This is a genomic window from Pontivivens marinum (assembly GCF_900231835.1).
In the GTDB taxonomy this organism is placed as follows: Bacteria; Pseudomonadota; Alphaproteobacteria; order Rhodobacterales; family Rhodobacteraceae; genus Pontivivens; species Pontivivens marinum.
This window is the reverse complement of the sequence record NZ_OCTN01000001.1, coordinates 814,164-835,844: the sequence shown is the minus strand read 5'-3', so window position 1 is coordinate 835,844 and position 21,681 is coordinate 814,164. Positions and strand designations below refer to the sequence as shown.

The window sequence follows — 21,681 nt, the reverse complement described above, 5'->3', positions numbered from 1 at the left end:
AAAACGGAGGAAGCTATGGTATTGAACGTGTTCGCAGTGTGTTCGGCATTCGCGCTAATTGCGACGGCCGCCTATTACTAGGATTTTAGCAGGGCGACAGCCTGTGCCAAATCGATCTTTCCATCATATAGGGCGCGGCCCGAAATTGCGCCATCCAGTGCGGCGCCGCTATCCTTGAGCGCGCGCAGATCGTCCAGCGAGGAGACGCCGCCGCTGGCAATTACGGGAATCGAAACCGCGCTGGCCAAGGCAGCAGTCGCCGCAACATTCGGCCCCTGCATTGCGCCGTCGCGGTCAATGTCGGTGTAGATGATGGCGGCAACGCCTGCATCCTCGAACTGGCGGGCCAGATCGGTGGCTGTGGTGTCGGTGGTTTCTGCCCAGCCCTCAACCGCGACCATGCCGTCGCGGGCGTCGATGCCGACGGCGACCTTGCCCGGGAATGCTTTGGCCGCCTCACGCACCAGCGCTGGATCACGCACGGCGATGGTGCCCAGGATGACGCGGGCCAGCCCCTTGTCCAGCCATGCCTCGATCGTGGCCATGTCGCGGATGCCGCCGCCCAGTTGTGCGGGAACGTTTGTCGCGGCCAGAATCGCCTCAACTGCGGCGCCGTTCACGGGCTTACCGGCAAAGGCCCCGTTCAGATCGACCAAGTGCAGCCATTCGCAGCCTGCCTCGACAAAGCTGCGGGCCTGTGCGGCGGGGTCGTCGCCAAACACGGTCGCCTTGTCCATGTCGCCTTTGTACAGACGCACGCAGGCGCCATCTTTGAGGTCGATTGCAGGGTAAAGGATCATCGCGTCAGCTCCAGCACAGTAGGGTTGTGTTGCAGGTAACGGGCCGAACGGGATTTTGCAAAGGCTCGCTGCTCCCGCTACGTCGCAGTTGACCGCAATCAGGTGCCGTATCAGGGTTTGAGGTAATAATAACGGGGAGATATCCATGAAGAAGATCATTCTAGCTGCCGCCCTGACATTGGCACCAATGGCCGTACACGCGCAGGACGTGGCCGGTACGTGGCAATCCGCGCCCAGCGATACGGGCAGCTATATCACGGTCGATATCGGCGCATGTGCAGCCGAGGCCAGCCAGACATGTGGTAACATCACCGGTGTGTTCGAGGCGGACGGGTCCGCGGGCAATCAGGAAATCGTGGGCAAGCCGATTATCTGGGACATGCAGCCAAGCGGCACCAATGCATGGGATAGCGGCACGATCTGGGCGCCGGATCAGGACAAGACCTATACATCCAAGATGGAGCTGAACGGTGACACGCTGTCCGTTTCGGGATGCGTTCTGTTCATTTGCCGGTCGCAGGATTGGACCCGCGTAAACTGATGCGGTGACCGGGGCGGTGGATGCCGCCCCGATCTATTTTACTGGTGCAGGGTCAGGTGTGGCACGCCGTCCGATGTCCGCTCCTGCGATGTGCCCTGCGGCCCGACGGTGCCACGGATGCGTTTGCGAAAGTTGGAAAAGCTGTCAAAGGTCACGACATCGACCGGTTGATCCAGATCCAGCTCCACGCCGAACCAACCGGGGCGCTGGGCGTCGATTGTCACCACCGTAGCCGTGAAATCCTGCGACAGATATGCGCCGCGCACCCGTGCGCCGATCCGCCATTCGGGGGGCGGGGTATTCGCGATGCGCGCGCTAAGCGTGTTCCAATCGGCAAACCCGTATTGCTGGGCCACACGCTCCAACGCCTGCGCATGACCGATTTCGGTGCCCTGCGCGGCCAGTTGCGTGCGCAAAGCCTTGGCCTGCGATTTGGCTTGGGTGGTGGTGGGTAATGGCGTGTTCATGATTGTTCCCCCGTGATGGTGTGGAAAATGCCCCAGCGCAGTGATTTCTGGCGGGCAGTGTAGGTCAGGACCGCGATGGTCAGGGTTAGCAGGCACAGCTCGGCTATCGGTCCGGCGATCCAGATGCCGTCCTCGCCCATGGTCAGCGTCAAAATGCAGGTCATCGGGATGGAAAACAGGTAGGGCTTGGACAGGCTCAACAGTGCCGCGCGCGTCGCATCGCCCGTTGCCTGAAAATAGGCCGAGATCATCATCAGTGGGCCCGACAGGAAAAACGCCAATGTGATTGTTGGCAGGATGCGTTCAACCTGCGCAATGACCTGCGGGTTTTCAACGAATGCCGCGCCGATTGGCCCTGCCAGCGTTTGCATCACAAGTTGCGCCGTCGTGCAGTAGATCAGCGCCGTCAGCACCGCAAAGCTGACGCTATTGTTCGAGCGGTGCCGTTGCGCCGCGCCGAAATTATTGCCCGTGATCGTTTGCATCGCATGGGACAGCCCCAGCAGCGGCAAAAACACAAAGGTCATGACCCGCGTGATGATACCATAGGCCGAGATTGTCGCCTGATAGTCGGGGCTGTTCACGAATTGCAGCGCCCCCATGATCGTTGCGGACCCCAGCGCCATGCCGATAAAGCCGAGGCTTTGCGGTGCGCCGAGTTGCAGGATGCGCTGCCAGCCATGCATCAGGCTGTTTTCGCGCAGGATGCGTAGCGTCAGGTCCGTGCGCCCCCAGATGCGAAAGGTGATGATGCAGCACATGGCAAATGCTTGGGCCAGTGCGGTGCCATAGGCGGAACCGGCAACGCCCATCTCCAACACCGCGATCAGCAGGTAGTTGAAGGCGATATTGGCGAGGGAGACCAGCAGGCTTGTCCCCGCCATCAGCGCCACCCGCCCCTCGTTTCGCAGGGTGTCGGAATTGACGGACAGCACGAAAAGCAGGGGTGAGAACAGCACCGTGATGCGCAGATAGGTCAGCCCCATATCGGCCAGCGCAGCGGAACCGCCCGCCGCCAGATTTGCCGCAGCAACTCCTGCCACGAAGAACAGCGCAATCAGGATCGCCGCGACGGTCAGGGCAAGGCCGTGTGCACCGGCAAAGACCGCCTGCGCCTGATCCAGCCGCCCTGCGCCAAGGTGCCGCGCCAGCAGGCTGGACATACCGCTGGAAACCAGTGTCGCCAGTGCGATAATCAGCATATATAGCGGAAACATCAGCGTCACAGCGGCTAGCGCGTCCGGCCCGACATAGCGGCCCAGAAACAGCGCGTCGGCAACCGAAAGCAGCCCGTTCATCCCCATGACAAAGATGATGGGCAGCGCCGTTTTCGCGTAGATGGACCACATAGGTCCGGTCAGAAATGAATTGGATCGGGTGTCGGACATCGGCCCGTATTCCTCATGCAAGGTCGCGCGAAATTAGGATGGACACCCGCATTGCCACCCGCGCGATATGCGTAGGGGAATCTAACCAATCATCATTCAGAACTTTACCAAGACATCATGTCAGCGGGCGGCAGGCGTCAGAGGCCTGCGCCCCGATACGCCCGGCGACGCCCCCGCGTCAAGCATTACCCGAAAATCGACCAACCGGTTTTGCGGGCCAGAACCTCGACCGCGATGGTGCCCAGATGCGAGTTGCCGTAATCGTTCAGGCCCGGTGACCAGACCGCGATTGAGGCTTTGCCCGGTGCGATGACCAGAATGCCGCCGCCAACGCCGCTTTTCCCGGGTAGGCCAACCCGATAGGCGAAATCACCCGAGCCGTCATATTGCCCGCAGGTCAGCATTAGCGCATTGATCCGGCGCACACGGCCATCCGACACCATGCGCGGCATGTCCGGTGCATTCATCAGGAACCGCCCCGCACGGGCCAGTTGGTCCGTGTTCATCGCGACGGCGCATTGGTGGAAATAGGTGCCGAGGGTCAGCTCCGGCGCGTGGCGCAGATTGCCATGGGACTGCATATAATGGGCGAGCGCGAAGTTGCGGTGGCCGGTTGCGATCTCGGATCGGGCGACGTCCTCATCGATATGGATGCTGTCATCATCTGCTGCCTCGCGGATGAAACGCATCAGGCCGCCCAGTGCCTCGGCCGGACTGTGCCCCTCCAGATAGGTATCTGTGGTGACGATGGCGCCTGCATTGATGAAGGGATTACGGGGGCGGCCCTTTTCCTGCTCCAATAACAGGATCGAGTCGAAGGCCTGACCGGACGGTTCGCGCCCGACGCGGGTCCACAGGTTGTCGCCCACGCGGCCCAGGGCCAGTGCGAGTGAAAAAACCTTGGACACTGACTGGATCGAAAACGGCACCTGCGCATCGCCTGCGGACAGTTGCGTGCCATCAGCCAGACAGATCGACATCGCAAACTGGTCGGGGTCCACATTGGCAAGCTGCGGAATATAGCGCGCAACCGCCCCACGATCGGGGCGGGCGGCCATGTCATCCGTGATCCCGTTCAGGATCGCCGTCAGGTCCACTTACGGTGTCCAGTTCAGGAAGTTGCCGATAACGTCCAGACCGGTGCGCTGTGATTTCTCGGGGTGGAATTGCAGCCCGATAATGTTGTCACGCCCCACGGCGGCGGTCACTTCGGTTCCGTAATCCACATGGGCCAACCGGTGCGCCATGTTATCCGGTGTCAGGTGGAACGAGTGTACGAAATAGGCATGCGCGCCCGCCTGTACCCCGTCAAAGATCGCGTGGGGTTGGTCGATGTGCAGTTCATTCCAGCCCATATGCGGCACCTTTAGCGCCGGATCGGACGGGGTTAGCGCGGTAACCGCTCCCGGAATCCAGTCGAGACCCGGCGTTTCGCCAAATTCACGCCCGACGGTAGCCAGCAACTGCATGCCAACGCAGATCCCCATGAAGGGGGTGCCTGCATCGACCCGTTCGCGCAGCACCTCAACCATGCCCTGCGCCGCCATCAGGCCCGCCTGACAATCGGCAAAGGCACCAACGCCGGGCAGCACGATGCGGTCTGCCTTGCGCACGACCTCGGGGTCGGCGGTGACGATGATTTCGGGGCCGCCTGCCTCACGCCGCATCCGCTGGAACGATTTCTCAGCCGAGTGCAGGTTGCCGGAGCCGTAATCGATGATTGCGCAGGTCACAGCATGCCCTTTGTCGAGGGGATCGCGTCGCCCTTGCGCGGATCGGTTTCCAATGCGTCGCGCAGGGCGCGTGCCACTGCCTTGAATGCGGCCTCGGCGATGTGGTGCGAGTTGATGCCGTCCAGCTTTTCAACATGCAGCGTGATGCCTCCATGGGTCGCGAAGGCTTGGAAAAACTCACGCACCAGTTCGGTATCGAAGGTTTTGATCGCGGGGGTGGGGAAGTCTACCTTCCACACCAGATAGGGCCGCGCGGACAGGTCCAGCGCCGCACGCACCAGTGAGTCGTCCATCGGCAGCAGGCAGGAGCCATAGCGCACAATGCCGCGCTTGTCGCCCATTGCCTGTGTCAGGGCCTGACCCAGTGCGATGCCCACATCCTCCACCGTGTGGTGGTCGTCGATATGCAGGTCGCCCGCGCACCGTACCGTCATGTCGATCAGGGCATGGCGGGCAAGTTGGTCCAGCATATGGTCAAAGAACCCCACGCCGGTCTGGTTATCGTACCGCCCCGTTCCGTCGAGGTTGATGTCTACCGTGATGTCGGTTTCCGCTGTTTTGCGGGTGATGGTGGCGCTGCGCATGGGGAGCCTCCGCTAAGGTCTGCGCTGCCTTATAGCGCCGCGCCGCGCCGGTCGCAAACAAGGTTGTTGCCAGATAAATGAACATGTGTTCATATACCCGTAAGCGGCGATGATCGCATTTGGAGGAAAGCCATGTTTAACGCATCCATGAATTTCGCACTGGGTGAGGAAATCGAAGCACTGCGCGATATGGTGCATCGTTGGGCGCAGGATCGTGTTGCCCCGATGGCAGCCGATATCGACCGCAAGAACGAGTTTCCGGCCGAGTTGTGGCGCGAGATGGGCGATCTGGGCCTATTGGGAATCACTGTGCCCGAGGAAGATGGCGGCGCGGGTATGGGATATCTGGCCCATGCCGTCGCGGTTGAGGAAATGGCGCGTGCGTCTGCCTCGGTCAGCCTCAGCTACGGGGCGCATTCCAACCTGTGCGTCAACCAGATCGCGCTGAACGGCAATGCCGAGCAAAAGGCGAAATACCTGCCCAAGCTGATTTCCGGCGAGCATGTCGGATCGCTGGCCATGTCCGAGGCAGGGGCCGGTTCCGACGTTGTGTCGATGAGCCTGCGCGCGGAAAAGCGGAACGACCGCTTCGTTCTGAACGGCAATAAATACTGGATCACCAACTCGCCCGAGGCATCCACCCTGGTGGTTTATGCCAAGACGGACCCCGATGCGGGATCGCGTGGCCTGACGGCGTTTCTGATCGAAAAGGAAATGACCGGTTTCAGCGTCGGTCCGCATTTCGACAAGCTGGGCATGCGCGGGTCAAACACCGCCGAGCTGATTTTCGAGGATGTCGAGGTTCCGTTCGAGAATATTCTGGGTGAGGAGGGCAAGGGCGTAAACGTCCTGATGTCCGGTCTGGATTATGAGCGTGTGGTGCTGTCAGGCATCGGCGTCGGCCTGATGCACGCCATTCTGGACCATATCATGCCCTATATGCATGAGCGTAAGCAGTTCGGTCAGAAGATCGGCGACTTCCAGTTGATGCAGGGCAAGATCGCGGATCTGTATACCTCGATGAACACGGCGCGGGCGTATTTGTATGCCGTTGCGGCAGCCTGTGATCGGGGGCAAGTGACCCGTCAGGACGCGGCGGCCTGTGTGCTGTATTGTTCCGAGCAGGCCATGTTGCAGGCTATTCAGGGCGTGCAGGCGATGGGCGGCGCGGGCTTCCTGAATGATTCGCCCCTGTCGCGGATCATGCGCGATGCCAAGCTGATGGAGATCGGCGCAGGCACCAGCGAAATCCGCCGGATGTTGTGCGGGCGGGAGCTGATGAAGGTCACGGCGTAATGCGCGCCTCATCCGTGCGCGGTCTGGGCGGTAACGATCAGGCGGGTTTGGGTGTCGCTGATTTCATCCCTACCTTTTCTTCTATCCAAGAGTTCGGACAGAGGGAGGCTTTCAAGTGATGTTGTACGGCACTCAACTGACGAGGCTCGATTTTGCGAGGGGCGCAGCACTGGCTGTTGCCGCCCTATGCGCATCGGTCGGGCCGGTATCTGCGCAAGACCTGGAGTTTGACGCGGAGATTGTCGCGCAATGCGCGGCGCGTGATGGCGATAGTCGTGGCTGTATCGGTCGCGCGGCAAATGCTTGCATGAAGGATTCTGTCGGTGGGGAAAGCACCGTCGGCATGGGAGGCTGTCTGGACCGCGAATTGCAGGTCTGGGACGGGATGCTGAACACCGAATATCAGCGCGTGGTCGCCGTGATGGAACGTCGGGATGCGGAGGGCGCTGACTATAACGTGCCACCGATGCAGCCAGCCCTGCGCGACATGCAGCGGGCATGGGTCGCCTATCGTGATGCGACCTGTGATTTCGAGCGTGCGCAATGGGGCGGCGGCACTGGTGGCGGGCCTGCAACGCTTGGCTGTTTGATGCGCTTAACGGCGGAGCAGGCATTGTACCTTTCGACCGAGGGGTTGCCCGATGGTCAGTAACCTAAAAGCAGTACCGCAACTGGATGAAGTGGCGCAGGACAGTGTTGATCTGCCCCCGCAGGCCTGTCGGGCCGTGTTGGCCGAGCAATCGCAATATCGCGTGCAAAGGCCCGCAATCCTGCCCCGATTCGCCCGTGCGGTGACACGCCCTGCGGGGTGGATCGCGTCACGGCTGATTCCGGTGGAGGCGATCGAGCTGGCCCTGACCGGTGCGGATTTCGCCGCCAATGCCAGCCTGCGCCGTGTGTTGATCGACCATGATTTCGCGGATCTGTTCGCATGTGATGCCGCCGCTCAGGATGCCCGACGCTGGGCGATTGGCTACGGTATGACATCCGGCGGCGCGGCTGGCGCTGTTGGTGCGATCGGGCTGGTGGTGGATGTTCCGACCTCCATCACCTTGGCCATGCGCACGGCGCGTGCGGTCGGGCTGTGCTATGGCTTTGGCGAAAGCGGACCGGCGGAGCGGAGCTTCGTCATGAGCATCCTTGCGCTGGCCGGTGCAAATGATCGCGCGGACAAGGAGCAGGCCCTGCTATTCGTCGATGCGGTCAACCGGCCCGAAGCGATACAGGACCATGATTTTCAAGCCATCGCCCGGATGAGCGGCCCGGGAACGGCCAGCGTTGCCGCTGTGCGTGCCTTGGCCGAACAACTGGGCGTGAATTTGGCGCAGCGTAAGGCGGCACAGATTGTTCCTGTGTTCGGGGCCGTGATCGGGGCGAGCGTGAATGCGGCCTTCCTCAGCGATGTGGCGCTGGCGGCCCGATATGCCTACCGCGAACGCTGGCTGGCCACCCGTGGCTACGCCGAGACCGTTGAGGAAACGCCGGTATGAGAGTGAACAGCAGCGCCGTAGAGAGAGATTTGCGATGACCAAGTTACAGACCGAGGCTCTTGCCGGATCAGAGGTGTTCGAGGCCAATCAGGCCGCCCACGCCGCCGCCGCTGCTGAAATTGCAACGGCTGCGGCTGCTGCGGCGGCGGGTGGCGGTGCGCGTTCGCTAGAGCGGCATGTGTCGCGCGGGAAAATGCCTCCGCGTGAACGGGTCGCAAACCTGCTGGATGCCGGCACGCCGTTTCTGGAGGTTGGCGCCACAGCCGCCCATGGCATGTATGACGGCGCGGCGCCCTGTGCGGGCGTGATTGCGGGTATCGGTCAGGTCGCCGGTCGTCAATGTATGATCCTGTGCAATGATGCGACGGTTAAGGGCGGCACCTACTATCCGATGACCGTCAAGAAGCACCTGCGCGCGCAGGAAATTGCGGAGCAGAACCGGCTGCCCTGTATCTATCTGGTGGATTCCGGCGGTGCGAACCTGCCCAATCAGGACGAGGTGTTCCCTGATCGCGACCATTTCGGGCGTATCTTTTACAATCAGGCGAATATGTCCGCAGCGGGCATTCCGCAAATCGCGGTGGTGATGGGCAGTTGCACAGCGGGCGGAGCGTATGTTCCGGCGATGTCTGATGTGACGATCATTGTGAAGGAACAGGGCACGATTTTCCTCGCCGGCCCCCCCTTGGTCAAGGCGGCAACGGGTGAGGTTGTCACCTCCGAAGATCTGGGCGGCGGCGACGTGCACACGCGTTTGTCCGGCGTTGCGGATTATCTGGCCGAGGATGACACACACGCACTGGCCCTCGCCCGACAGGTCGTTGGCAACCTGAACCTGACCACCCCCGCAACGGTCGAGTGGCAGGAGCCCGAGGCCCCCGCCTACGCCCCCGAAACCCTGACAGGTGTTGTGCCTGCCGCGCTGACCACCCCCTATGATATTCGTGAGGTGATCGCCCGCATCGTAGACGGATCACGCTTTGACGAGTTCAAGGAACGGTATGGTAAAACACTGGTAACAGGCTTCGCCCATATCGAGGGCTGCCCCGTTGGCATCATCGCCAATAACGGCGTGCTGTTTTCCGAGGCCGCCCAAAAGGGCGCGCATTTTGTTGAGCTGTGCAGCCAGCGCAAAATCCCGCTGATCTTCTTGCAAAACATCACCGGCTTTATGGTTGGTCGCAAATACGAGAACGAGGGTATCGCGCGCCACGGGGCCAAGCTGGTCACGGCCGTCGCCACCACCAAGGTGCCCAAGATCACGGTGCTGGTCGGCGGCAGTTTTGGCGCGGGCAATTACGGCATGGCAGGGCGGGCATACTCTCCGCGCTTTCTGTGGACATGGCCCAACAGCCGTATCTCGGTCATGGGGGGGGAGCAGGCTGCTGGCGTGCTGGCCACCGTGCGCCGCGACGGGATTGAGCGTAAGGGCGGCACATGGTCCGCCGAGGAGGAGGCCGAGTTCAAGCGCCCCACCGTTGAGATGTTCGCCGAACAATCCCACCCGCTCTATGCCTCCGCCCGCCTATGGGATGACGGCGTGATCCCCCCCGAAAAAACCCGCGACGTGCTGGCATTGTCCCTACGCGCCTGCCTGAACGCACCGATCGAGGAGACACGCTTCGGCGTGTTCCGCATGTGATGATTATGCGTGGAAGTTTCGATCAGATCGCTGCCCGTGACCCGTCAGCTCAAGGGAGCGCACCATATGTTCACTAAAATTCTCATCGCCAATCGCGGCGAAATTGCCTGCCGTGTGATCGAAACCGCCCGCCGCATGGGTGTGGCCACGGTCGCGGTCTATTCTGACGCCGATGCGCAGTCGAAGCATACGCAAATGGCGGATGAGGCGGTGCATATCGGGGCAGCGCCTGTTGGGGAAAGCTACCTCAAGGGGGATCGTATCATTCAGGCGGCGCTGGATACCGGCGCGCAGGCGATCCATCCGGGCTATGGCTTTCTGTCGGAAAATCCTGATTTCGTGGATGCGATCACGGCGGCTGGTCTGATCTTTATCGGGCCGAGCGCCGATGCCATCCGCGCCATGGGCCTAAAGGATGCCGCGAAAAAGCTGATGGTCGAGGCGGGCGTGCCCGTCGTTCCCGGCTATCACGGGGCGGAGCAGGGGGCCGACTTCCTTGCGGCAGAGGCTGACAAGATCGGCTATCCCGTCCTGATCAAGGCCCGCGCCGGTGGCGGCGGTAAGGGTATGCGCAAGGTAGACGCCCCCGCCGATTTCCGCGCCGGGCTGGAGGGGGCGCAGCGTGAGGGGCTTGCCTCGTTCGGGGATGCTGCTGTGCTGATCGAAAAGTGGATCACCACGCCCCGCCATATCGAGATGCAGGTCTTTGGCGATGGTAAAACCGCGCTGCATTTGTACGAGCGTGATTGCTCGCTACAGCGTCGCCATCAAAAGGTGATCGAGGAGGCCCCCGCCCCCGGCATGACCGCAGAAATGCGCGCTGCAATGGGCGCCGCAGCGGTCAAGGCAGCGGAGGCGATTGGCTATGCCGGTGCGGGCACAATCGAATTCATCGTGGACGGGTCCGACGGCCTGCGCCCTGACGGGTTCTGGTTTATGGAGATGAACACCCGCCTACAGGTCGAACACCCCGTGACTGAGGCAATCACCGGCGTTGATCTGGTTGAGTGGCAGTTGCGCGTTGCGGCGGGCGAACCGTTGCCCGCGCAGCAGGATGACATCACCCTAACCGGCCATTCCTTCGAGGCGCGGCTATATGCCGAGGACGCATCCAAGGGGTTCCTGCCTGCCACGGGCCGCCTGAATGCGCTGAGCTTCCCTGACAATGTTCGGGCCGATAGCGGTGTGCGCGCGGGTGATGAGATCACGCCGTTCTACGACCCGATGATTGCCAAGCTGATCACCCACGGCCCGACCCGCGATGTGGCGCTGGGTCAGTTGCGCAGCGCGTTGGAGCAGACGGTCGTCGCCGGATCTGTCACCAACCTGCCATTCCTCGCCGCGCTGACCCGTCATGCAGGGTTCGCCGCCGGTCAGGTTGATACCGGCCTGATTGAACGGGACCAAACCGCGCTGACCTATGTGGAGCCAGCAACGCCGCAAATCACGGCCATTGCCGGGCTGTCACTGATGGGGCTGTTTGATGCGCCTGCGCGGGCAGGCTTCACCCTGTGGTCGCAGCACGTCCAAACGATCGAATTGGGCGAGGATGCGGTGCGCGTTACCACCAACGGCCCTGACGATTTCGCGGTGCGTGTGGGTGATGCTGATGTGGCGATCACGGGCCTGCGGGTTCAGGGCCATGATGTGCGCTTCACCGGCGGTCGCTATCGTTTTAGCCGTACTGATGATACAGTAACGATCTTCGCCGGGGCCGTGCCGCATGTGTTTACACGCATCGATCCGCTTGCCCGCGCGGCAGAGGGCGGCGCAGGTGGCGATGTCCTGCTGGCCCCGATGCCGGGCCTGATCAAGGTGGTGAACACCAAACCGGGCGATGCCGTATCGCAGGGCGACGCGTTGATCGTGATGGAGGCGATGAAGATGGAGCATACCCTGACCGCCCCCCGCGATGGCATCGTGGCGCAACTGGCCGCTGCACCGGGGCGTCAGGTTGCTGATGGCGACGTTTTGCTAAGCCTTGAACCGCTGGAGGACTGATCGTGCCATCGCATTCACCCAAATATCCCCGCCGGAGGCACCATGGCTGAGCACGTTACCCTGTTCGAAGTTGGCCCTCGCGACGGGCTGCAAAACGAAAAGACCCAGATCGCCACAGCAGATAAAATCAAACTGGTGGGCCTGCTATCAGATGCCGGTTTGACGCGGATCGAGGCGGCCAGCTTTGTCAGTCCCAAATGGGTTCCGCAAATGGCGGATGCGGCGCAGGTTATGGCAGGGATCGACCGGCGTGCCGGTGTTCGTTACGCCGCGCTGACCCCGAATATGCGCGGGCTTGAGGGGGCAGTGGCGGCCAAGGCGGATGAAGTCGCGATCTTCGTTTCCGCGTCCGAGGGGTTTTCCAAGGCGAATATCAACGCCACCATGGCTGAGAGTCTGGACCGGTTGCGCCCCGTCGCACAGGCGGCACTGGATGCGGGGGTAAAGCTGCGCGGTTATGTTTCCTGCGTCACCGATTGCCCCTTTGACGGTCCCGTGCCGCCGCATAACACGGCCTTTATGGCTGAGGCGCTGATGCGGATGGGCTGTTACGAGGTCTCGCTGGGCGACACAATCGGTCATGCCACCCCGCGGACCACGACCCTAATGCTGGATGCGGTGCTCAGCGCGGTTCCCGCGGCGCAATTGGCGGGGCATTTTCATGATACAAAGGGTGCCGCGCTCGACAATATCGAGGCGTCGCTGGCGCTGGGTTTGCGCACCTTTGATGCGGCGGTCGGTGGTCTGGGCGGCTGTCCCTATGCGCCGGGCGCGTCAGGTAATGTCGCGACGGAGGCAGTGGTCGAGCGGCTGAGTGCGCTTGGCTATGAAACCGGCGTTGATCCGGTGGCCTTGGCAAAGGCCGCAGCATTTGCGCGCAGTTTGGTTGCGGGAGGTTAAGGTGATCAGGGCAATCCTCGTTTGTTTGATGGTGCAGGGCGCAGCAGCGCAGGCGACACCGTTCGAGGATGCCTTGACCCAATGGCTGGGCGGACATGACCTGCCGGCCTTGCAGCTGATAGCGGATGCGGCGGCGGCTGGGGATGTCGATGCGCGGCTGTTCCTTGGCACGGTGGAGCATATGGGTGAGCTGCATGGCGACGGTGGTGTTGCCGCACTGGATCGCGCGCAGCGGATTGCCCTGTTCCGTGCGCCTGTGGGTTTGTCCGGCACCTCGTGGCTGGACGGTTTGCAGGGGGCATTGCCCGAGCTGATCCGCGATCTGGATTCGGTGCGGACCGCGCCCGAAACGGTCCTCGGTTTGGACGCCATGGGCGAAACACGACTGGCGCGTGAGGCATTGCGCGCGCAGGCCAAGCGTGAATATTTCGATCTGGTCGCGGCCTCGCTAACCGGCGTGCCGCATATGGCTGCGGTCGTGGCAGGGCGTGCGCCGAATGCGCCTGATCTGCCGGATGTTAGTGCGATGAACCTATCCACCAATCCTGACGCGGTTCTGCCCCGTGCCGTTTGTGGCGCGGATTGTGGGGCGCAATGCCTGCAGCAGATCGTCGTCGCGATTGGTGGTCATGCGGGGCTGATGCAGTTGGGCTCACCCATCACTACGCTGATCCCCGAGGATATCTGGAATGACAGCACCCGCGCCATGATGAGCGTCGAGGGGTTGGCCCGTCTGCGGGGGCAGTCGCTGCCAGCCTGTGCCAATTAAGGAATAGAACATGCCTACCGATTTCAACGCGATCACAGTGAGCACAGATGCGCGCGGCGTCGCGACGCTGACCCTCAACCGGCCAGAAAAGCATAATGCCCTGTCCGCCGTGATGATTGATGAGCTGACACAGGCCGCCGCCATGCTGGGCGCAGATCCTGCCGTGCGGGTGGTGATCCTGACCGGTGAGGGGCGTAGCTTCTGCGCCGGTGGAGATCTGGAGTGGATGCGCCAACAATTTGACGCCGACCGTACGACCCGCATGGCTGAGGCACGCTTGCTGGCGGAAATGTTGGATGGGCTGAATACCTTGCCCAAGCCGCTGATCGGGCGGATCAACGGGCAAGCCTTCGGTGGCGGTATCGGTATGATGTCGGTCTGCGACGTGGCGATTGCGCAGGACGATGCCCGCTTTGGCCTGACCGAGGTGCGGTTGGGGCTGATCCCCGCAACGATCTCCCCCTATGTTTTGGCCCGTATGGGTGAGGGTAAGGCGCGGCGCGTGTTTATGTCCGCCCGCCTGTTTGACGCGGCGGAGGCCGTGCGGCTGGATATGGCCGCGGATGCCGTTCCTGCGGCGGAACTGGATGCGCGGGTCGAGGCGGAGGTGGTTCCCTATCTGGCGGCCGCCCCTGCGGCTGTGGCGGCTGCCAAGGCGCTGGCCCGTGCTCTTGGTCCCCGTATTGATGCGGCGGTGATTGATGACACGATCAGCCGTCTGGCCGATACATGGGAAACGCCCGAGGCGCATGAGGGCGTCGCCGCCTTCTTTGACCGGCGTAAACCCGATTGGGGTACAAAATAACGCACCCGCTACCTCTGTTTTATTGAGCAAAAAATCCCATCTGTAACGCCTGTCGTTGCAGAGGGCGAAGCCATGTGTGTTTGGTGTAATCGAGAGTTGATATCCCCTAATGGCGGGGTGCGGGTATGAGCGTGCTGGATGATCCGCGTGAATCGTCGCTGCGTGGCATGTGGGCCGATATGGTTGCCCGCCGTATGCCGCGCGCATCCGCCCGCCGTGGGTGGAGCGTTGACAGCCCCGAATGCTTTGCCCGTATCCTGTTAGACGCCGCCGGTCGTCAGCCATGGCGCGGTGCGGTTGAGGCACCCATCTGGGGCGCTGCCTCGATCGAGGTGCTGGAGGATGCCACCGCATTGGGTGAAGCGGTGATGGAAGGTTCGGCCGATTTTGCCGCTTTAAACCGATTATCTGCACAAATGCGCAAAAAGCTTCAGTAAGCCGCTTGACGCCCCCCGCGCAGGGGGCTAATTGAGCCTCCGTTGTGGCTGGGTAGCTCAGCTGGTTAGAGCGCGCGACTCATAATCGCGAGGTCGGGAGTTCAAGTCTCCCCCCCGCCACCACAACACCTCCTTATTTTTGGAAATCCGTTCGACATTAGGTCGACTGATACGGAACCCACCAACACATTGCGCGTTGTCCCTGTAATTGAATTATTAATTTCAGGAGATGACCTAATGGCACAAGCAACCACAAAGCCGACAGAAGCAACAACCGCAGAACTGCAACAGCAAGTTGAAGCACTAAAGGCAGATATCGCCGCATTGACTGACACCATGACATCGCTGGGCAAGCAAAAGGTCAGCGCAACCAAAGGTGAAGTTGAGCAGCAGGCCGCAGCCCTGCGTGCCCGTGGTAAGGACGCGATGGACTATGCCGGTTCCGAGGTGGAGCGTCTGAGTGGCGAAGCAGAGCGTACAGTGCGTGAACGGCCTATGACCTCACTGGCGGTAGCCGCCGGTGTTGGCGTGCTGTTCGGCCTGCTGACTGCGCGGAAGTAACCGATGCCTCATGCAATGATTGCGCGGATTACCGCGATAGTCGAGCTGAAGGTGCGGCGGGCAGTGATGTCCGCCGTATCTTCGGTATTTTTGCTGGTCGCCTTTGGCTTCGCGCTGTCGGCGGGGTGGTTATGGCTGGCACCCCAGATCGGTGCGATGTCCACCAATCTGGTTTTTGCAGCCGCCTTTGCTGCGATGGGGCTGATCGTCCTGCTGCTGGCCCGTCCATCAAGGCCCGCTAAGGTTCAGGCAACCCCAACACCAGCGCCTGTTGCGCCGCCCCAACCGGCCAGCATTACGGATGATCTGATCGCGGCATTTGCAGCAGGGTCACAAATCGGACGGTCTGTGCGTCGCTAACACGCCCGCACGGCCGGGGCGCAGGTGATAGACCACGACCTTGGCGCTCAACAGGAATGGTACAGCCAGAAACGCCCCGGGCGCGCCCCACAGCCACAGGCAGAATGTCAGCGTGCAGAATACCAGAAACGGGTTCAGCACCAAGGCGCGCCCGACGATGGACGGTGTTGCGAACTGTCCCTCCATCAAATTCAGTGTGACAAAACATGCCGCCAGCAGGACCGCCGTTTGCATCGCGTCGAATACTAACAGCCCGATGGAAAACAGGATCGCAGCCATCAGTGCAGGTCCGATATACGGCACGAAGTTTAGCGCCGCCGCCAATCCACCCCAGACATAGGGCGTCGGCATTCCGAACATCCAGGTCAGCAGCCCGACAGCCAGCCCGAACACCACGTTGATTGCGGCGATGGTGCCGAAATAATGCGACATGCCCCCCTCGATATCGCGGAAGATGCGGGCCACCCGCCAGCGGGCGCGCCGTGACATGCAAAAGGACAGCATGAAATCGCGGATCTGGTGTCGTGTCGCGAGGAAGAAATAGACCGCGCCGATAAAGATGACGAATTGCCCGATAAGTGTCGGGGCCAGTCGCAGTGCAGGCAGGATTGAGCTGAGCGGATCAATACCTTGTCCTGCTGAACTGGTGTTTGCGCCAATCGCCTCGGAGATATCGCCGGCCGCATCCTCGAACTCTTGTATGTGGGCCTGAAATGTCCATCCCAAACGCTCTAGCCGTTGCCAGATGTCGGGGGACCGTTCGATCCAGTCATTGATCGGGAGTACGATACCGGTGGCAAAGGCGCCAATCCCGATCAGGACGAGCAGGGTCATGGCCCCTGCGGCTAGTGGCCCGGGAATGCCGTTACGCTCCAATTTCGATGCAACAGGGCCCAGGACCAGCGCGAAGGTCACGCCGAGGAAGATCGGCGCGAAAACAAAGTAGGTTGCCTTCATCCCGACCAGCAGCGCGATCACGAAAATGCCAATGATCGCGATGCGCGACATATAGCTCATCAACAGGGCTGCACGCGAATCGTGAGAGGGCATTTCGGGAAATGCAGAATTGTGCCTAGTCTGTTCGGGCATCATGGCTCGCTATATAAGAAGGACGGGATATCAACGCCGTTGCAGGAGCTTAGTTCCCAGTGGCAATTTGTACACTTGATGTACAGCGTCACGTGCTTCACATCTGCACTATGTTCAAGGGCCTGTTCAAATCGCAGCTAAATTACCTGTTGGCCGGATTGCTGACGGTTGCGCTGTCCTTGCTGGCTTATGCCCATGAGACGCCTGTGCGTACGGGGCCGATTGTGCTGGCCCCTGATGGGACTGTGGCTGTTTTATGCCTTGCCGTGCCGCAGGATGATGCGCCGGTTCACTTCGCCGAGGAATGCACCGCCTGCCGGATCGTGCACGCGATAGATTGCCCCGATATTGCCGGTCCTGTTGGAACTGTCGCATGGCATCGGGTTGAGCGGCGGATTACGACGCCTATCATCGGACATGACATCGCGCGGATATTCGACGCGGCCCCGCGCGCGCCACCCGCCTGAAATCGCCGTTCACGCACCGCTTGGTGCATCCAAACACGATTTCTATAGGGGTTTCCCATGTTCAAGACACTTACACTGACTGCAATGATCGCTGCCTTCTCGCTGCCCGCTATGGCTGAGGACGTGACCGTCGGCGATCTGATGATCACCGATACGTGGATGCGCGCGACAACTTCGGTTGCACGGGCCACTGGCGGGTTCTTTACCGTTCACAACCACGGCGACACGGATGAGCGCCTGCTGTCCGCCAGCACCGATTTCGCCATGGTTCAGGTGCACGAAACCGTCATGCAGGATGGCGTGAACCGTATGCAGGAACAGACCAATGGCGTCGTAATCCCAGCGGGCGGCAGCGTCAGCTTCGCACCCGGTGACTATCACCTGATGCTGATGGGGCTGGAGACAGGTCTGCCCATGGGTGAGGAGCGCCAGATCACCCTGCTATTCGAAAATGCAGGTGAGGTTGTTCTGAACTTCGAGGCAGAGATGCGCCAAGGGGCCGCCGCGCAGGGCCACGATATGGACCACGGTGAGATGGATCACGACACCATGGATCATGGGGATATGGAGCATGGCGACGGGCATGAGGCCGCCCACGACCACTAAGCGCTCAGAATTGCGCGCCTTCGACGCTCGGATCGGTTTTGTCCGGTCCGAGCGTTAGCACTTTCCGGCGCATCGCCGCCGTTGCATCGGTGGCGGTTATCGCCTGTTCCACGGTAAAGGGCGCGGCGGTATAGGCATCCACCTGCGATCCGATCCGCTGATAAAACCCGTTGATCTGCAATCCATTGCGTAGGGTCGGATGCACGAATCCCACATTGTCAAAGAACGGGCGGGACTGCGTCGGGAAACAGATCGGCGCAATTGGCGCGCCGCTTTCCATGGCGATGCGGGCGGTAAAGCTGCTCCACGGGCATTCATGCGGCCGTTGAAACGGGCGCGGGGGGCAGGCGGTTGCCCCTGCGGGAAACATCGCCACGATCTGTCCGGCGTTCAGGGCAGCCAGCGCGGCGCGGCGGGTTTGCAGGTTTCTGCGCGCCGCCTCACGTCCGCTGTCAAAGCTGATCGGCAGGATGTAATCGGCAATCGGCCCTGCGCGGCCATAAACCTCGTTCGCGACAATCTTGAACGGTTGGCCGGTTTCGCTGAGCATTTTGCACAGCGCCAAACTGTCCAGCAGGCCGTAGGGATGGTTTGCAATGACCAGCAGCGGGCCGGTTGCGGGCAAGGGCGGCCCGATCCTGTTGAGTTTCAGGTCAAACACATCCCACAGCGCGTCCCAGATCGGTTGCCCCTGCGCGATGCGGTCTGCCAATGGGCGCAGCCGCATCAGAACCTGCGGGCGTCCCGTCAGGTTTTCCAGTGTGCGAATGGTCAGCCGCCCCAACCGCCCCTTGGCAATTGCGCTATAGCTCAGGTCGCGGGGGTTCAGATCCATCGGGGCGTCGTCAATCATATGGTGGTGCGGGCAGGGCGAACCCCGCCCGCAGGTGTTATTATTCAGCCGCGTCCAGGTAATCCTCCAGCGGCGGGCACGAGCAGACCAGATTACGGTCGCCCCATGCATTGTCCACACGGTTGACCGGTGCCCAGTATTTATCCACGCGGAACGCGCCCGCGGGGAAGCATGCTGCCTCACGCGAGTAGGGGCGATCCCACTCACCCACCAGATCCTCCATGGTGTGTGGGGCGTTGGACAGCGGGTTGTTTTCGCGGTCTAGCGTGCCGTCCTCAATCGCGGTTGCCTCCGCACGGATGCTGAGCATCGCGGCGATGAAGCGGTCCAGCTCTGCCTTTGGCTCACTTTCCGTGGGCTCGATCATCAGGGTGCCTGCGACCGGCCAGCTCATCGTGGGGGCATGGAACCCGCTATCGACGAGGCGTTTGGCGATGTCGTCAACGCTAACGCCTGCGCTATCCTTTAGCGGGCGTGTGTCGATGATGCATTCATGGGCGACATGGCCGGATTTGCCGCGATACAGCACGCCGAACGCGCCCTCCAGCCGCTTGGCGATGTAGTTCGCGCTGAGGATGGCAACCTTGGTCGCCTGTGTCAGGCCGTCACCGCCCATCATGGCGCAATAGGCCCATGAGATCGGCAGCAGCGAGGGTGAGCCATATGTCGCGGCACTAACCGCACCGGCAGAACCCTCATCCGTATGACCGGGCAGGAACGGGGCCAGATGCGAGCGCACGCCGATCGGGCCCATGCCGGGGCCACCGCCACCATGGGGGATGCAGAACGTCTTGTGCAAATTCAGGTGGCTAACATCCGCCCCGATCTTACCCGGACGGCTGAGGCCAACCATCGCGTTCATATTCGCACCGTCCAGGTAGACCTGACCGCCATGGGTGTGGGTGATCTCGCACACTTCACGCACGGTATCCTCGAACACGCCGTGGGTGGACGGATAGGTGATCATGCAGGCGGCGAGCTTATCTCCTGCGGCCTGCGCCTTGGCACGGAAATCCTCGACATCGATGTCGCCGCGTTCGGTGCATTTCACCACGACAACCTTCATCCCGACCATCTGGGCCGAGGCAGGGTTGGTGCCGTGTGCGTTGACGGGAATCAGGCAGATGTCGCGATTGTCGCCATTGGCGGCGTGATAGGCGCGGATCGTCAGCAGGCCCGCATATTCGCCCTGCGCGCCGGAATTGGGCTGCATGGAAATCGCGTCATAGCCGGTGATCTGGCACAGCTTATCGCTGAGATCGTCGATCAGCTCCTTATATCCCTGCCGCTGATCGGCGGGGGCAAAGGGGTGGATGTTGGAAAATTCAGGCCAGCTGACCGGCATCATTTCCGCCGTGGCGTTCAGCTTCATCGTGCACGAGCCCAGCGGGATCATCGCGCGATCCAGTGCCAAGTCACGATCGGCGAGGCGGCGCATATAGCGGGTCATCTCCGCCTCGGCCCGATTGTGGTGGAATGTCGGGTGGGTCAGGTATTCAGACGTGCGGATCAGGGCGTCGTGCAGGTGGTATGTGCTTGCCTCACCCCCATCGGTGCCGCCGAATACAGCGATCAGGCGGATGATATCCTCGGGCCAGATCGCCTCGTCCAAAGTGATGCCGATCTGGGTGTCGCCAACGCGGCGCAGGTTGATACCTGCCTCGACCGCGGCGCGCAGGATCGCCTCACGCGGGGCGCCAACCTCAACGGTGATGGTGTCAAAGAAGGTTTCGGGCACGACGTTATAGCCCGCGGCGGTCAGGGCATCGGCCACGCGAACCGCCTTCAGGTGCACACGCTGCGCAATGGCGCGCAGGCCGGCGGGACCGTGGAACACAGCGTACATCGACGCCATGACGGCCAGCAGAGCCTGTGCAGTACAGACGTTCGAGGTCGCCTTCTCACGCCGGATATGCTGTTCACGTGTTTGCAGCGACAGGCGGTAGGCGCGGTTGCCCCGTGCGTCGATGGACACGCCAACGATACGGCCGGGCATCGAGCGTTTATAGGCATCGCGACAGGCCATATAGGCGGCATGCGGTCCACCCGCGCCCAGCGGCACGCCGAAACGCTGTGTGTTGCCGATGGCGATATCTGCGCCCATTTCGCCCGGTGCCTTTAGCAAGCACAGCGCGAGGGGGTCCGCCGCAACCACGGCCAGTGCCTTGGCCGCGTGCAGGGATTCGATAATATCGGTGAAGTCGTGAACGTGGCCATGTGTGCCGGGATACTGGAAAATCGCACCAAACACGTCGGCAGGGACCAGATCGGTGAACGGATCGCCGACAAGCACGTCCCAGCCCAGCGGCTCGGCCCGTGTGCGAATCACGTCGATGGTTTGCGGGTGGCAGTGGTGATCGACAAAGAAGGTCGTCGCCTTGGATTTACCGGCTCGCTGGGCCAGCGCCATCGCCTCGGCTGCGGCGGTGGCTTCGTCCAGCAGGGATGCGTTTGCGATCTCCAGACCGGTCAGATCGGCAATCATGGTCTGATAGTTCAGCAGCGCCTCCAACCGGCCCTGCGAAATCTCGGGCTGATAGGGGGTATAGGCGGTGTACCATGCAGGGTTTTCAAAGATGTTGCGCGCAATCACCGGCGGCGTGATCGTGCCGTGATAGCCCTGACCGATCATCGAGGTTTTGACGATGTTCTTTTTGGACATGGTGCGCAGGGCACGCAGGGCCTCCTGCTCGGACAGGGCGGCGCCGAAATCCAGTGCTTCACGCTGACGAATGCCAGCCGGAACCACCTGATCGATCAGCGCGTCGAGGCTGTCCGCGCCCAACACTGCGAGCATTTCCTCCATCTCCGCCGGAGAGGGGCCGATATGGCGACGATTGGCGAAATCATAGGGGGCATAATCAGTCGGAGAATAGCTCACGGGGGGTCATC

General features: G+C 61.6%; 23 protein-coding genes and 1 tRNA gene. 15 read left to right on the top strand and 9 right to left on the bottom strand.

Going from position 1 to position 21,681, the window contains the following annotated elements:
• Positions 1 to 77: 77 nt before the first annotated feature.
• Complete coding sequence (gene hisA, locus CR254_RS04185; RefSeq protein WP_097928529.1) at positions 78 to 800, bottom strand: 1-(5-phosphoribosyl)-5-[(5-phosphoribosylamino)methylideneamino]imidazole-4-carboxamide isomerase; 723 nt, start codon at positions 798 to 800, stop codon at positions 78 to 80.
• A 145-nt stretch (positions 801 to 945) separates the two neighbouring features.
• Between hisA and CR254_RS04180 the strand changes: the two genes are divergently transcribed.
• A complete protein-coding gene (locus tag CR254_RS04180) occupies positions 946 to 1,341 on the top strand; it encodes a DUF2147 domain-containing protein (RefSeq protein ID WP_097928528.1) in 396 nt (131 codons plus the stop codon).
• A 38-nt stretch (positions 1,342 to 1,379) separates the two neighbouring features.
• On the opposite strand, the gene CR254_RS04175 is transcribed toward CR254_RS04180, so the two are convergent.
• The 5 genes from CR254_RS04175 to hisB form a co-directional block, all read right to left on the bottom strand.
• Entirely contained in the window at positions 1,380 to 1,808 is a 429-nt protein-coding gene (locus CR254_RS04175; protein WP_097928527.1) for a glyoxalase superfamily protein, read from the bottom strand.
• The gene (locus tag CR254_RS04170; RefSeq protein WP_097928526.1) at positions 1,805 to 3,196 is read right to left on the bottom strand and encodes an MATE family efflux transporter; all 1,392 of its coding nucleotides are present in this window, start codon (positions 3,194 to 3,196) and stop codon (positions 1,805 to 1,807) included. Before CR254_RS04170 ends, CR254_RS04175 begins: the two co-directional genes overlap by 4 nt.
• 185 nt (positions 3,197 to 3,381) lie before the next feature.
• Entirely contained in the window at positions 3,382 to 4,293 is a 912-nt protein-coding gene (locus tag CR254_RS04165; RefSeq protein WP_281252972.1) for a glutaminase, read from the bottom strand.
• On the bottom strand, positions 4,294 to 4,929 hold the full coding sequence (gene hisH, locus CR254_RS04160) for an imidazole glycerol phosphate synthase subunit HisH (protein ID WP_097928525.1): 636 nt from the start codon (positions 4,927 to 4,929) through the stop codon (positions 4,294 to 4,296).
• Positions 4,926 to 5,513, bottom strand: coding sequence for an imidazoleglycerol-phosphate dehydratase HisB (hisB, locus tag CR254_RS04155; RefSeq protein ID WP_097928524.1), 588 nt, complete (start codon positions 5,511 to 5,513; stop codon positions 4,926 to 4,928). The genes hisH and hisB overlap by 4 nt, the downstream gene beginning before the upstream one ends.
• 132 nt (positions 5,514 to 5,645) lie before the next feature.
• Between hisB and CR254_RS04150 the strand changes: the two genes are divergently transcribed.
• The 12 genes from CR254_RS04150 to CR254_RS04095 all read left to right on the top strand — a co-directional run bounded on the left by CR254_RS04150 (position 5,646) and on the right by CR254_RS04095 (position 15,774).
• Complete coding sequence (locus CR254_RS04150) at positions 5,646 to 6,809, top strand: isovaleryl-CoA dehydrogenase (protein ID WP_097928523.1); 1,164 nt, start codon at positions 5,646 to 5,648, stop codon at positions 6,807 to 6,809.
• Positions 6,810 to 6,927: 118 nt separating this feature from the next.
• A complete protein-coding gene (locus tag CR254_RS04145; protein ID WP_097928522.1) occupies positions 6,928 to 7,461 on the top strand; it encodes a lysozyme inhibitor LprI family protein in 534 nt (177 codons plus the stop codon).
• Positions 7,451 to 8,299 (top strand): EcsC family protein, encoded by an 849-nt coding sequence (locus CR254_RS04140; protein ID WP_097928521.1) that lies wholly within the window; start codon positions 7,451 to 7,453, stop codon positions 8,297 to 8,299. Before CR254_RS04145 ends, CR254_RS04140 begins: the two co-directional genes overlap by 11 nt.
• 34 nt (positions 8,300 to 8,333) lie before the next feature.
• Entirely contained in the window at positions 8,334 to 9,941 is a 1,608-nt protein-coding gene (locus CR254_RS04135) for a carboxyl transferase domain-containing protein (protein WP_097928520.1), read from the top strand.
• A gap of 66 nt (positions 9,942 to 10,007) precedes the next feature.
• Positions 10,008 to 11,942 (top strand): acetyl/propionyl/methylcrotonyl-CoA carboxylase subunit alpha, encoded by a 1,935-nt coding sequence (locus tag CR254_RS04130; RefSeq protein WP_097928519.1) that lies wholly within the window; start codon positions 10,008 to 10,010, stop codon positions 11,940 to 11,942.
• Positions 11,943 to 11,984: 42 nt separating this feature from the next.
• Positions 11,985 to 12,842: a hydroxymethylglutaryl-CoA lyase gene (locus tag CR254_RS04125; RefSeq protein ID WP_097928518.1), complete on the top strand. Its 858-nt coding sequence runs from the start codon at positions 11,985 to 11,987 to the stop codon at positions 12,840 to 12,842.
• 1 nt (position 12,843) lies between these two features.
• A complete protein-coding gene (locus tag CR254_RS04120) occupies positions 12,844 to 13,611 on the top strand; it encodes a hypothetical protein (RefSeq protein WP_145996698.1) in 768 nt (255 codons plus the stop codon).
• A 10-nt stretch (positions 13,612 to 13,621) separates the two neighbouring features.
• Positions 13,622 to 14,416 (top strand): crotonase/enoyl-CoA hydratase family protein, encoded by a 795-nt coding sequence (locus tag CR254_RS04115; RefSeq protein ID WP_097928516.1) that lies wholly within the window; start codon positions 13,622 to 13,624, stop codon positions 14,414 to 14,416.
• Between the two features lie 125 nt (positions 14,417 to 14,541).
• A complete protein-coding gene (locus CR254_RS04110; RefSeq protein ID WP_097928515.1) occupies positions 14,542 to 14,853 on the top strand; it encodes a GCN5-related N-acetyltransferase in 312 nt (103 codons plus the stop codon).
• Between the two features lie 46 nt (positions 14,854 to 14,899).
• Positions 14,900 to 14,976 (top strand) — tRNA-Met (locus CR254_RS04105).
• Between the two features lie 114 nt (positions 14,977 to 15,090).
• Positions 15,091 to 15,414 carry an ElaB/YgaM/YqjD family protein gene (locus tag CR254_RS04100; RefSeq protein WP_097928514.1) on the top strand — a complete coding sequence of 108 codons (324 nt, stop codon included), beginning with the start codon at positions 15,091 to 15,093 and terminating at the stop codon, positions 15,412 to 15,414.
• Positions 15,415 to 15,417: 3 nt separating this feature from the next.
• Complete coding sequence (locus CR254_RS04095; protein WP_097928513.1) at positions 15,418 to 15,774, top strand: hypothetical protein; 357 nt, start codon at positions 15,418 to 15,420, stop codon at positions 15,772 to 15,774.
• Here the strand turns inward: CR254_RS04095 and CR254_RS04090 are convergent.
• Positions 15,745 to 16,824, bottom strand: coding sequence for an AI-2E family transporter (locus tag CR254_RS04090; RefSeq protein ID WP_180955875.1), 1,080 nt, complete (start codon positions 16,822 to 16,824; stop codon positions 15,745 to 15,747). The genes CR254_RS04095 and CR254_RS04090 overlap by 30 nt on opposite strands.
• A gap of 98 nt (positions 16,825 to 16,922) precedes the next feature.
• On the opposite strand from CR254_RS04090, the gene CR254_RS04085 reads away from it, so the two are divergent.
• Entirely contained in the window at positions 16,923 to 17,330 is a 408-nt protein-coding gene (locus CR254_RS04085) for a hypothetical protein (protein ID WP_145996697.1), read from the top strand.
• 57 nt (positions 17,331 to 17,387) lie between these two features.
• The gene (locus CR254_RS04080; protein WP_097928510.1) at positions 17,388 to 17,936 is read left to right on the top strand and encodes a copper chaperone PCu(A)C; all 549 of its coding nucleotides are present in this window, start codon (positions 17,388 to 17,390) and stop codon (positions 17,934 to 17,936) included.
• A gap of 4 nt (positions 17,937 to 17,940) precedes the next feature.
• Here CR254_RS04080 and CR254_RS04075 read toward each other — a convergent pair whose 3' ends face one another.
• A complete protein-coding gene (locus CR254_RS04075) occupies positions 17,941 to 18,789 on the bottom strand; it encodes a 1-acyl-sn-glycerol-3-phosphate acyltransferase (RefSeq protein WP_180955874.1) in 849 nt (282 codons plus the stop codon).
• A 40-nt stretch (positions 18,790 to 18,829) separates the two neighbouring features.
• A complete protein-coding gene (gcvP, locus tag CR254_RS04070; RefSeq protein ID WP_097928508.1) occupies positions 18,830 to 21,670 on the bottom strand; it encodes an aminomethyl-transferring glycine dehydrogenase in 2,841 nt (946 codons plus the stop codon).
• Between the last annotated feature and the right edge of the window lie 11 nt (positions 21,671 to 21,681).